This window comes from Tolypothrix tenuis PCC 7101, from assembly GCF_963874875.1.
Lineage (GTDB): Bacteria > Cyanobacteriota > Cyanobacteriia > Cyanobacteriales > Nostocaceae > Aulosira > Aulosira tenue.
In genome coordinates, this window is sequence record NZ_CAWNJS010000001.1 from 8,451,647 (window position 1) to 8,463,442 (window position 11,796).

Sequence of the window (11,796 nt, forward strand, 5' to 3'; positions counted from 1 at the left end):
GGGGGAAAAATAACAAACACCAATTACCCATTACCCAATGACAAATAACAAATAACAAAGGACAAACAACAAATCATGGCAACTTGGCAGTGTATAAAACAATGTGGAGCCTGCTGTAATCTTGATCCAGCAGATCGTCCAGATATAGAAGAGTATCTTTCACCCGCAGAATTGGAACTTTACATGAGCATGGTAGGTGAAGGTGGATGGTGTGTTAATTTTGACCATATCACCCGAGAATGTCGGATTTACGCCAATCGTCCGCGTTTCTGTCGTGTGGAAGCAGAGATATTTCAAGATATGTATGGTATTGAGCCAGAAGAGTTAAACGATTTTGCGATTGACTGCTGTCGTCAACAAATAGAAGGAGTATATGGCGATCGCAGCTTGGAACTCATTCGTTTCAACAAAGCTGTCGGTTTTTAGGCGAAATTGTCACTGAAATCATAAGATGAGCAACTCTGAAAGCATAAGATGGGCAACAGATTGCTGGAAACAGTATTAATTTGGTCAAGAGTAACAAGCAAATATAGGGGTATTGAAAGTATAAGTTGAGCAAAAATATGATTGAGAAAGTATAAGTTGAGCAAACATTTTCAACACTTCGTTCATAAATATACAGCATTGTGCTGAGATCAACATTAGGAGAGACATTGGCAGGCAACACACTCTCCTAACCTAAAATTATGCTTGACAAGCAAGAATTTAATAATTGGTGCCGTCAACAAAACCTCAGTCAAGCAGCGCAGGCAATAATTGAGGAGATTCGCAGCACTAACCCATCTCGTCGAGTAACTGGAGCAAGGAAAAACGTTTGTGGCAGTTACCCCTCAAGAAAAATGGGAGTGACTATTCAATTCGAGAGCCATCATAACGAATTAGCACGTATTTATGAACTCGAACATGACCCATCCGTACTCGAATATTACGACCAACCGCCAGCAATAGAATTAGTCTATCAAAGCAAAAACGGGCGAAAAAACAGACACCAATATACACCCGATTTCTTTATAATTCGGGCAGATTCAGCTTTTTGGGAGGAATGCAAAACCGAACTAGAACTAAACAAGCTGACTCAATTGAATCCGAATCGCTATTGCAAAAACTTAGATAGCAAGTGGCATTGTCCCCCAGGTGAAGAATACGCTCATCGTCATGGTTTGGACTTTCACGTATGGTCAGATGCTCTAGTTAATTGGAAGTTTCAACAAAATCTAATTTGGCTATCAGATTATTTCGGATACTCATCAGGAATTCTCGACGAAACCGAGCAAAGTTTAATTTTAGACACAGTAAAAAATCATCTAGGAATAACCCTGGCAGAACTGTTACAAATTGAAGAAATAAATCCCGATGTAATTTATTGGTTAATTGCCAACGATAAACTTTACGTAGAACTGAATCAAGTCAAACTCTCACAACCAGAAACCGTACTCGTATTTATTAACTCATATGTTGCTTTATCTTATGAGCAACTTAAATCAATAGAGTCAAAAACTCAAGATAGTAATCAAATATTACTCCAAATAACAGTAGGTACTAATATTTCTTGGGATGGAGAGTCATGGGAAATAGTAAATACTGGGACGACTGCTACTGGATTATTACGTGCAGATGGCAAACTTATAGAACTACCAAATGTAGCATTCACAGCATTGATTGATACAGGTAAAATTGTAGGAGTTGAGACAAAACAAACCGCAAATATTCAAGCAGTGGCGGCGGAAATTATTCAAAGAGCAACTTGTGAAGATATTATTGAAGCCAACCGTCGCTACAATTTAATACAACCATACTTAGGAGATAATCCCAGAGCATATCCAAGCAGCACAATCCGTCGTTGGCGTACTCAATACCAAAAAGCTTTACTCATCTACGGTCATGGATACCTGGGATTACTGCCCAAGCATAAAAGTAAAGGCAATCGTACTCCCAAAATTGATTCTCAAACCCAAGAATTTATGCTCGAATTTATCATAGAGCATTATGAAACACCCAAACAACGCAGAAAATTACGGGTCTACGAGGCATTTGTCTTAGCGTGCCAAAACCATGAACCCCCATTGAAACCACCATCGAGAATCACGTTTTGCCAAGCGATTAAACAGCGAAGCGGGCACAATCAAACCAGAAAACGTCTTGGTAATCGAGCAGCTATTGCCGAAGAACCATTTTATTGGGAATTAGAGCAGACTACTCCACAACATGGTAGTCGTCCCTTCGAGATTGTCCATATTGACCATACTCAAATTGACATTGAATTAGTCAGTTCCCTGGAATCTCTAACTAATTGTTATGTTGCTACAAACAACTCAATTCATCACAATTTAGGTCGTCCTTGGGCAACCTTGATGGTTGATGCATATAGTCGCAGAATTTTATCAGTTTATCTGACCTTCGATGAGCCGAGCTACCGTGATTGTATGATGGCAATTCGCATATGCGTTGCTAGATTTGGACGGTTTCCACAAAATATTGTTGTCGATAACGGACGAGAATTCCACAGCCACTATTTTGAACAATTATTGGCATCTTATACTTGCACGCTGAAGTATCGACCACCAGCACATGCGCGGTTTGGTTCAATAGTTGAAAGACTATTTGGTACAGCGAACACACAGTTTATTCATGAGTTGCAAGGTAACACCCAAATCAAACGCCTTCAACGTAAAGTCACTAAATCTGTCAGTCCCGAAAGATTAGCAATTTGGACATTAGAACAACTATACTCTGCCTTTTGCGAATGGGCATATTCGGTTTATGACCAACGATTGCATCCGGCATTAGGTACTAGTCCCCATGATGCTTTTGTCGCTGGGCTAGCAACAGGTGGAAGTCGCTTACACCGAAGAGTGGCAGATGACGAATTATTCCAAATTCTGACTCTACCAGCACCAGACCAACGAAAGCGTAAAGTTCAGCCAGGAAAGGGTGTCAAAATACACAATATTTATTACTGGGCAGATGTATTCCGTGACCCAGAAATCGAGAAATCAATGCTGTGGGTTCGTTACGACCCTTGGAATGCAGGAATTGCCTATGCCCTAGCACAAGGACAATGGGTAAAATGCATTTCTTCTTACTATCAATACTTCCAAGGACGTTCCGAAAAAGAAATCCGGCTTGTCAGTGCAGAACTTAATCAGCGCCAACGCAATTATGGGCGCAAGTTAACAATAACTGATAGAGAACTTGTAGAATTTTTAAACTCAAAACATGCTCAAGAAGGTGCCCAGTTATGCAGACGCAGCTTGGATATTCATTTTGAACGCTACAAAGCTGAGAATGAAGAAGATTTAAAAGCTTTCAGAGGTGTTGTTCAAACTTTCCAACGTCATTTACCTTTTGAAGAAGAGCCTGATTTACTTCAATACTGGGACTTTTGCTACGAACGAAGTTTCGGTTGTGTCGGTATTCTCAAAGATTGGTTATCTCAAGCATTGGCAACGGCGTTACACCAGGGAGCTAAAACTCTCACTTTGTCGCATTTAAAATCTTCTGCTTACTCTTATGAACAATGTATGATTATCGTCAATGAAACAAGATTAGGAGAAAAGCAACTTGAGTTTACCCCAGATAGTTCGGCTTTGAGAATTGCTTTAGGTTTAGAATCTCATCATGGGTCGGTTACACATAGCACTTCCCAGACAACCAAAACTCAATCTCGTCGTTCTTCTACTGGTAACACTAAACCTCAACGTCGTCCTGTTGGAGGTGGTGAAAATGTCGGTTGAAAGTTTGGCTAATTATGAGTCTTGGGACTTAACAATGAACCAACTTCCAAAACGCAGCCATCTTTATTCTCTTCAACCAATAGGTTTTGGTACACCCACAGTTGAAAGTTTTACTAGTTACTTACAGCGCTTGGCTGCTGCACATAGTGTCTCGATTGCTAGTTTAATTCGCTATAAAATTACACCGTTATTTATCCAGAACAATCAACCACCGGATCTCTTGAAAGCTGATGATGCTATCAAAATGCTCATCACTGCTTGGCATCGAGAGCCTGCACTTTTACAACAGCAGTCTGCTAAATTTTGGTTAGACCGAACGCAACATGTCTTCAAAGTGGTTTCCATCGTTGAGAAATTAACTGCTAGACGGGATCTGAGTTTTCTGACTTTACTTCAATGGCATTCCTGGCGACTTAACTTCAATCATATTTTCCATACTGAACAACGTTGGTGTCCTGGTTGCTATCAAGACTGGCGTGAAGCGGGAAAACCTATCTATATCCCTTTGTTGTGGACAATAGAAGCTGTCAGTGTTTGTCCAGTTCACCAACGTTACCTGCAACTGCGATGCTTATACTGTGGTTGTTTTCAACCATTTCTCAATTTGGAGTGCCATTGTCTTGGCTATTGTTGTGCGTGTAATGCATGGCTCGGTCGGTTTTTCGACAATACTGCTAAATCTCAGGGGTCTCGCTTTGATTGGGAAAAGTGGGCTGCTCAATCTATCGGCCAGATTTTCGCCGCTATGCCAACACTTAGTGAGAGTTCTTTTTCTCCAGAACCCCAAAAGTTCAAATATCAGCGAAAACCTACTCTCACTAAGTTTTTAAGGTGGTGTTACAAGCTAGGAATTAACCCACATGAGGGTTTGCAAATTCTCTCGATTATACCAAGTGTACTCAGTTGAACCCAGACCAGAGTTACTTGACGCTGCTTCCCTTATCTAAGTAAGCATAAATTGAGCAACCCGGTTTGAAACCATAAAGTGAGCAATTTGCTCATCTTATGCTTACAGTGACAATACAAAACCTCCCGCTAAACACAAAATAAGAATTCATTATCTTTTATCCGATATTAAATACGATTAATACCTTATGTTTTGATATACTCCTTGTTCTAGCTTTTTAGATAAAATATAATAGCTAGAACAAAGTAATAATAATTATGCCTCAAAAGATATGTGGACTCGGCTTTGATTGTGCTTCAATGATGTTACAACCGGGACTTGACCCTTCTGAATGCCTAAATTATAAAACCTGTGGAGCAGCCACTAAGCTGACTCCAGATGAAGAAATCGAACTAATTCGTGTGCGGCAGATTGCGGCTCAAGAAAGGCAACAAGAGTGGGAACGCATCCAGGAAACCTTTAGAACTACGCGCCGCGAAGCGGCAGTGATGATGCTAATGTCGAGAGGATGTCCTCAAAGTGCTGAATCGCTGGGTGTTGCTGCACAAATGGCCGCGATCGCCGCATCTGTTGCACAATTGCATCAAAATTTAAATAATATAGAAGGATTATACATTGCTCCTAGCGGCTGTGAAGTACATCATTATAATGTGAAGCGCCCAAGTGGAGTTTACGGATACAACAAACTCACAGCGGATGAGCCGATATTTGAACCATCCGAAAAACAGGAAAAAGTGAGAGTTATTCATTTAAGCCATGATGACGATCCGCGCAACACCGAAGCAAGACTAGGTATTGAGCGCCGAAATCAGTTAACTTGTGTACGAACGCTCCTGGCAAAGGCTGTGGAATTGCTACAAGAAGCAGCCAATACTATTAGTGAACAGTCTTCTGATGAAGAGCGCTCAGTTTGAGGTGTCTTCTTTGCCAAACGCTAATACCCGTAACCTAAGTTATATAATGACTAGATACTGTAAAATGTTAGTTTTCGTATCAAATGGTATATGAAGCTATCACCTCGCTTTGAGTGGGGACTGCATTGTATTATTAAGGGGCAGTAATCATTGAGAGTCAAGTATAATTGATTTACTCAAGGAAGATTTAAAGCACTCTAAAAGTCTTCAGAATAGAATAGGATATCAGAAATAGGAAAGGTATTTGGCAATAAACTTTACTGGAGTGTTGCTGTGGATATTAAGCTTTATATTCTATTCTTTTTAAAGATTTTATGTGGTTTGATTATTTAGTATATAAAAACGCTTTTAACAGATATTTTGATATCTTTAAGTAAGATTTATGCAGAGGAATAGTATCAAAGATGAAAGATGCCTTAATGGAAAAACTGTTTAATCAAGCAGTAGAGCAAATCTTTCAAGCCAACAATTTAACTAAATATTCAGCACTCAAACAAAGAGAAGATGAATTTAAATCGTTGTTTAATATTGAATTAGCAGAATATGTTGATTCTAAGAGAGGATTTAACTTTTCTCTGTTTATACGTGACTTTTTGGGTGAAGATAGCTTGCCATATAAAGATGCTGTTACGAAAAAATATGGAGAGCGAGCAGCAGCTTTAATTGGGGAATTAATTTGTATTTGAAAGCTAAAGCTACGTGAGAACGGGCATAGACTTAGTAAACAGAACTACATCTGTGTTCGATGCAACGTGCGTTCCGCTCCACTAACGCCAATTTGTTGAATTATATTTAACCCTCTTCTGGCACTTTCCGGAATAACCAATTAGTAAAGAAGCTAAATCATCCAGAAGCATAACAGGGTTTAAATTGATTCATTGCAGCAATTAAATGATTGAATCCTAGTAACAAATGTGAATTAGGGAAAATAATTAACCAGGGATAAATTAACCAAAATAATAAAAGTGGTTGGATAATGAGACGCAGATTATTTAAAGTATTCTTCCATCCAGATTCATGGTTCCATTGCGGATGCTTAAAAAAATCCACCTTACTATACCAGGAAATGTAAGCCGTAATTCAAGCAGGGACATGGATTTAACCGAGGTAAGACGAACGAGTGGAACAGAGATTGCTGTTACCAGGCAGAACAATACGGCTGAAAGGGTTTCGATCAGTGCGACATACTGGATTTGGGTTGTGTAATACCAGTATTGTTACCAGAGAATGCCAGCAATTTTGACCAGCATGATCGCAAAAGACAAAGCAGCGAATAACGATAGGATGCCAACTGCACACAGACGGAATACCAGAGCGGCAGCATCGACATGATAGAGAACTAGCCGTTGAATTGCACGGGATGTATTTGCAGGCATATACACAAACACACCCGGCAAACTTAGAATTCCGTCGTCATGTTGTCCATATCAAAATCTTTTGGTTTACGCTTTTTTGTGGCTTAATTTTCTTTGAGAAAATCCAGCAGCACAGGGTTGACCTGATCAGCATGAGTCCAGTTGATGGCGTGTGGTCCGCCAGGAATGACCACAAGTTGACTGTTTTTAATCAGCTTCGGGAGTCTTGCTGCGGTAGACTCAAGCGGCAACAGGCGATCGGCATCGCCATGAATAATCAGCGTTGGTACATCAATGCGGGGTAGATCGTCGCGGAAGTCAGTTAGCCAAGACGGTACACAATCCAGTGTTGCTTTAGCAGAAGCTCCTGCTGCCACATTCCAACTCATCTGGATAGCCTCGTTACTGATGCGATCGCCGAGAAACACATCCACGTTGAAGAAGTCTTTGAGGAATGTGGATAGATAGGCTGGACGGTCTTCAGCAATTGCTTTCATAATGCCATCAAAAATATCCTGAGGAACTCCCTCTGGGTTATCATTGGTCTTCAGCAGAAAGGGTGGCACTGGACCCATTAGCACTGCTTTACTGACACGCTCTGAACCGTATTTACCAAGATAGCGAGTTACTTCACCTGTTCCCATTGAAAAGCCGATCAGGACGGCATTACGCAAATCAAGTTTTGTCATCAGCGTGTCTAAATCCGACGCAAAGGTATCGTAGTCGTAGCCAAACGAAGGCTGACTGGAATCACCAAATCCTCGGCGATCGTAAGTGATGACTCGGTAGCCTTCTTTTAGTAACACTCCAACCTGTTTTTCCCAGGAATGACCACTGAGCGGAAACCCATGAATCAAAACCACAGGTTGACCCACTCCGAAATCTTCGTAGTAAATATCAATGCTGGCAGAATTTTCTTGACCGACAGTAACGTAAGGCATGAGAGTCTCCTCTTTGTGAATTGGTTTATTGTTTGATTTCGATCAGCACAATCTCAGTCTTTATAAAAACTGGTTGCACGGCCGGTTTCGACATCCCGTAAGAAACGTTCGAGTACCGGAGTGAATTCTTCCTGCGCTTCCCAGAAAGGGGCGTGCCCCAGTCCGCTCAGGCGATTACAGCGTCCTTCCCACAAATTGGCATACGCGACAGTATCGAAGTAATCAAGATTGACTAAGCTATCCGCGCCACCATTCACCACTGCGAGCGGAACAGGACTGCTTTCCACGATCAGACGCTGGTTCACGCCTTCTCCGGCACGTGCGGCCTCAAACAGCCTCTTGCGAAAACGGCCATCTGCACGCGCGACAGCATCCCGGAGGAATGGCTCAGCCGATTTACCGATGGTGGCTTCAACGAAGGCGTTGATCTCTGCTTCAGATAACTCCTGCTTGCTTGCGATGCCCAGATGCGGTGACGCGTTGAACCCTTGCGACATCTGATTGTGTCTCACAGGTGGGGCACCGCAAATCATCAGCCCTCGCATCCCCAGAAAACGCGGGATCATCTGCTGTTGGGTTGAGAGACTCATGCGGCTATTCTTCCATGACACTTTTCATCTCCTTACAGTGGGCGGTTCAGCCAGCCACTTTCACCGCCTGGTAGGATGTCATCCGGTGTGCCTGCTTGATGATGTCTGCTGCTCGTTCGCCGATGACGACGCAGGGTGCCATCGTATTTCCACTTGTGATCTCAGGCATGATGGAAGCATCCGCCACGCGCAGCTTATTGATGCCATAGACCTTCAGATTACCATCGACTACGGACATGGAATCTTGCCCCATCTTGGCAGTACACGACTGATGCCAGTATGTAACTGCTGCGTTGCGGGCGAAGTTCTCCATTTCGCTTCGACCTAGTTTGCCTGGCAGCGCTTCACGTTTCACCAGCTTCTCGAAGACACTACTATTGCCAAGGTCACGGCAAAGTTCGATGTTGCTGAATGCAGCTTTCAGGTCATCGGGGTGCGACAGCGTGTTTGCATTGATTAGCACCGGATCGTTTACGTCAGGGCCGGAAAGCCGCACCGTACCCCGGCTTTTAGGGTGCGACAGACCCGCAAACATCGTCCAACCGTGCTCTGGAACCCCAAGGTGAGCCGTATCCGCACTGGGTACCGGAAACTCAACCTGGCAGTGAAACATATCGGGCTGCTTGAGGTTGGGATCACTCGTCCAGTACAGAGTAGCTTCCGAGCCGCCATTGCTAATCTTCTGAGGCTCACGGTATTCAAAGATGCAGCCAAACGAAACGTGGTCCTGATGATTCTGTCCAACACCAGGAAGGTGCTGAACAACTGGTATTCCGTGCCTGCGAAGTTCCTCTTCCGGTCCGATTCCAGATTGAAGGAGAACCTTCGGCGTATTGATTGCGCCGAGAGAGAGAATGACTTCCTCCGAAGCGTAGTAATGATTGCGCCTGCCATCCTGGATCACCTCAACTCCGATGACAGACTTGCCATCAAAGATCAGCTTGCTGACAATAGTGTGAGTTAAGACCGATAAGTTAGGCTGATTCAGGAGAGGATAGACATACGACCGAAAGATGGAAGAGCGACGTCCGTTCCGGATAATTAGATCGTTTATAGCAGCGCCTCCGCGCCCTTCCATCATTTCGCCGTTGGGACTCTCGAAACGTGGAATACCCATGCTGTTTGCAGCCTCAACCATGGACTGTGCAATGGGCTGGGGATTTGCTGCGGATTCCACATAAACAGGGCCGCCTGTTCCCCGACGCACAGGGTCACTCGCTCCCTGCCAGTTTTCGATCCGGCGATAGATCTCCAGAACGGATTCATACCCCCACGCCGGATCGCCGGAAGCCTCAGCGAAGTAGTTCCAATCATTCTTGTGTCCTCGTGCCCACACCATGACGTTAATACTTGAGCCGCCCCCAAGTACCTTGCCCATATTCAGTGGAATTGAGCGTCCATTCAGATGCGCGTTGGGCTGTGCAACAAAAGCCCAGTCACGTTCTGATCCAAGATTCAGCGGCCATTGTGCCGGAGTCATCACCTCTGGCACTTCATCCGTTCCACCTGCTTCGATTAGCAGCACATTAACTTGTTTGTCTTCGGCAAGCCTTGCCGCTATTACTGAACCCGCAGGGCCTGCGCCGCAGACGATGAAATCGTAGTGTTCGTTCATCATGAAAGAAGTACCTCCAAATTTCGTAATGTTGATTTGTTCTCGTTTGGGCATCAGACGGTCGGGATTGTACCTCCGTCAATGACATATTCAGCACCTGTGATGTAAGAGGCGCGATCGGACACCAGAAAAGCGACAAGCTCCGCGACCTCTTGGGGGCGACCCGGTCGTTCCATCGGGATTCCTCCGAGTGAGTCCATCAGCCCTTGGCGTTGAGTATCAAGGTCTGTGCCCGACTGCTGAGCTAATCTCTCGATGAGTCTCTCAGCCGCCTTCGTTTCGATGAAACCGGGTGCAACGGCGTTGACACGCACTCCCTGGGGCGCAACTTCGTTTGACAACCCTTTGCTGTAGTTTGCCAGCGCCGCTTTTGCCGCCGCATACGCTAATGTCGCGTCGTAAAGCGGAAGCCGACTCTGGATCGACGAGATATGGATGATAACACCCGACTTGTGTTCAAGCATCCGGGGCAGAAATGCCCGATCCAAACGGACGGCAGCGAATAAATTGTCATTAATTGCCTGCTGCCAATCCCCATCTGTCAGAGCAAGCGCGCCACCGCTTGGCGCAGAAGAGCCGCCGACATTGTTAATTAGGATGTCCACACTGCCGAAACGAGCGAATACTTCCTGCACAAGTTTGTTTACCCCATCGGGCGTGCTGAGGTCAGTCCCTATGAACAAGTCAGGCGATTGAAGGTTTTCAGGAATTGAACGAGCGGTAGTTATGACCGTTGCACCGGCTTGCCTCAGTCGTGTAGCGATAGCTTCACCTATGCCTTTTGTCCCGCCTGTTACCAAGACTTTTTTGCCGAGTAGTTCGGTGGAATCAATTTGTATGTTGGTAATTGTATTTGTGTTCATGTTGAATGTGTTTGTATTTGTGTTCATGTTGAAATCATCGAGCAGTGGTAACAGGCTGAAAATAATTGGGAGTTAATTTGCTGAGTCGCTAACAATTTAATGAATGACAGCAACAATAGCTGCCATTATTTGTTCCACAGTCCAGCGATGCCTGCGGCGGGCTACGCCTACGCTATAGCGAATCCCATTAATAAACAGTGCTGGGGTAGCTGTTACTCCACTTTGATATCCACTCTCGATATTTTGATTGATGCGACCAATGTGAGCTTGTGTCGATATATCTTGCAGGAACTTAGAAATATCAAGTCCTAAACTATCGGCATACTCCACAAGAAAGCCGTTTTCCAGGGCGTGTTGATGCGTAAATAGTAGGTCGTGCATTTGCCAAAACTGACCCTGTGCGGCGGCGGCCTCTACAGCTTCCGCTACCTTTTGCGCGCGGGGATGGAGTGTATTCTCAATGAAATGACGAAATACTACACAAATCCGATTCTCCTCAGGAAAATTAGAAGTGAAATGCTGTTGAATGACCTTAATTAATTGATGCAGTTCTCCGCATTGAGAACATTCGTAGTTTCCATATTCCACAAGTACAACTGGGGCATTGAGCGTTCCCTGGTAGTGGTCACGCTGGGAAGGTGGAACAAGGAGTTGGTTAGAATAGCTATCTTGGTTCATCGGACATTTTGACAAAAGAGTTTCTCATGACATGAGTGACTGCCATGACTATTTATGATTCCTCCTACAATCGTTGAACCTTCCAATACATCCTGATCAAGGAGAAAAGAGAAAAAAGAATGAAAAGCAATTTGTTTTATCTTTACCCTTTGTCCTTTCCCAAAATATTGGAATTTCGCTCCTTCATTTCAATAGCTTT

The 11,796-nt window shown here is 43.9% G+C and carries 10 protein-coding genes and 1 pseudogene; 5 read left to right on the forward strand and 6 right to left on the reverse strand.

Annotated features, from left to right (window positions below):
* The first annotated feature begins 75 nt into the window (after positions 1–75).
* From AACU25_RS33280 to AACU25_RS33300, 5 genes are all read left to right on the forward strand, one after another.
* Positions 76–426, forward strand: coding sequence for a YkgJ family cysteine cluster protein (locus AACU25_RS33280; RefSeq protein ID WP_096583032.1), 351 nt, complete (start codon positions 76–78; stop codon positions 424–426).
* 260 nt (positions 427–686) lie between these two features.
* Positions 687–3,734: a TnsA endonuclease N-terminal domain-containing protein gene (locus AACU25_RS33285; RefSeq protein WP_096583034.1), complete on the forward strand. Its 3,048-nt coding sequence runs from the start codon at positions 687–689 to the stop codon at positions 3,732–3,734.
* On the forward strand, positions 3,724–4,641 hold the full coding sequence (locus AACU25_RS33290) for a TniQ family protein (protein WP_339382096.1): 918 nt from the start codon (positions 3,724–3,726) through the stop codon (positions 4,639–4,641). The genes AACU25_RS33285 and AACU25_RS33290 overlap by 11 nt, the downstream gene beginning before the upstream one ends.
* A 257-nt stretch (positions 4,642–4,898) precedes the next feature.
* Entirely contained in the window at positions 4,899–5,555 is a 657-nt protein-coding gene (locus AACU25_RS33295; protein WP_096583038.1) for a hypothetical protein, read from the forward strand.
* Positions 5,556–5,959: 404 nt separating this feature from the next.
* Positions 5,960–6,241, forward strand: coding sequence for a hypothetical protein (locus AACU25_RS33300; RefSeq protein WP_096583040.1), 282 nt, complete (start codon positions 5,960–5,962; stop codon positions 6,239–6,241).
* A gap of 157 nt (positions 6,242–6,398) precedes the next feature.
* Here AACU25_RS33300 and AACU25_RS33305 read toward each other — a convergent pair.
* From AACU25_RS33305 to AACU25_RS33330, 6 genes and pseudogenes are all read right to left on the reverse strand, one after another.
* A pseudogene (locus AACU25_RS33305) lies at positions 6,399–6,611 on the reverse strand (IS701 family transposase); the annotation flags it as partial.
* 403 nt (positions 6,612–7,014) lie between these two features.
* Entirely contained in the window at positions 7,015–7,851 is an 837-nt protein-coding gene (locus tag AACU25_RS33310) for an alpha/beta fold hydrolase (RefSeq protein ID WP_096583044.1), read from the reverse strand.
* Positions 7,852–7,904: 53 nt separating this feature from the next.
* Positions 7,905–8,441: an alpha/beta fold hydrolase gene (locus AACU25_RS33315; RefSeq protein WP_096583046.1), complete on the reverse strand. Its 537-nt coding sequence runs from the start codon at positions 8,439–8,441 to the stop codon at positions 7,905–7,907.
* A 46-nt stretch (positions 8,442–8,487) separates the two neighbouring features.
* On the reverse strand, positions 8,488–10,059 hold the full coding sequence (locus AACU25_RS33320; protein ID WP_199347535.1) for a GMC family oxidoreductase: 1,572 nt from the start codon (positions 10,057–10,059) through the stop codon (positions 8,488–8,490).
* Positions 10,060–10,109: 50 nt separating this feature from the next.
* Positions 10,110–10,946: an SDR family oxidoreductase gene (locus tag AACU25_RS33325; RefSeq protein WP_321206909.1), complete on the reverse strand. Its 837-nt coding sequence runs from the start codon at positions 10,944–10,946 to the stop codon at positions 10,110–10,112.
* Positions 10,947–11,015: 69 nt separating this feature from the next.
* Positions 11,016–11,597, reverse strand: a complete 582-nt coding sequence (locus tag AACU25_RS33330) for a DsbA family protein (RefSeq protein ID WP_096583052.1) — start codon at positions 11,595–11,597, stop codon at positions 11,016–11,018.
* Between the last annotated feature and the right edge of the window lie 199 nt (positions 11,598–11,796).

Coding starts and splice junctions, on each gene's coding strand:
- AACU25_RS33280 (WP_096583032.1), top strand. CDS start 76: ATGGCAACTTGGCAGTGTATAAAACAATGTGGAGCCTGCTGTAATCTT.
- AACU25_RS33285 (WP_096583034.1), top strand. CDS start 687: ATGCTTGACAAGCAAGAATTTAATAATTGGTGCCGTCAACAAAACCTC.
- AACU25_RS33290 (WP_339382096.1), top strand. CDS start 3,724: ATGTCGGTTGAAAGTTTGGCTAATTATGAGTCTTGGGACTTAACAATG.
- AACU25_RS33295 (WP_096583038.1), top strand. CDS start 4,899: ATGCCTCAAAAGATATGTGGACTCGGCTTTGATTGTGCTTCAATGATG.
- AACU25_RS33300 (WP_096583040.1), top strand. CDS start 5,960: ATGAAAGATGCCTTAATGGAAAAACTGTTTAATCAAGCAGTAGAGCAA.
- AACU25_RS33310 (WP_096583044.1), bottom strand. CDS start 7,851: ATGCCTTACGTTACTGTCGGTCAAGAAAATTCTGCCAGCATTGATATT.
- AACU25_RS33315 (WP_096583046.1), bottom strand. CDS start 8,441: ATGAGTCTCTCAACCCAACAGCAGATGATCCCGCGTTTTCTGGGGATG.
- AACU25_RS33320 (WP_199347535.1), bottom strand. CDS start 10,059: ATGATGAACGAACACTACGATTTCATCGTCTGCGGCGCAGGCCCTGCG.
- AACU25_RS33325 (WP_321206909.1), bottom strand. CDS start 10,946: ATGAACACAAATACAAACACATTCAACATGAACACAAATACAATTACC.
- AACU25_RS33330 (WP_096583052.1), bottom strand. CDS start 11,597: ATGAACCAAGATAGCTATTCTAACCAACTCCTTGTTCCACCTTCCCAG.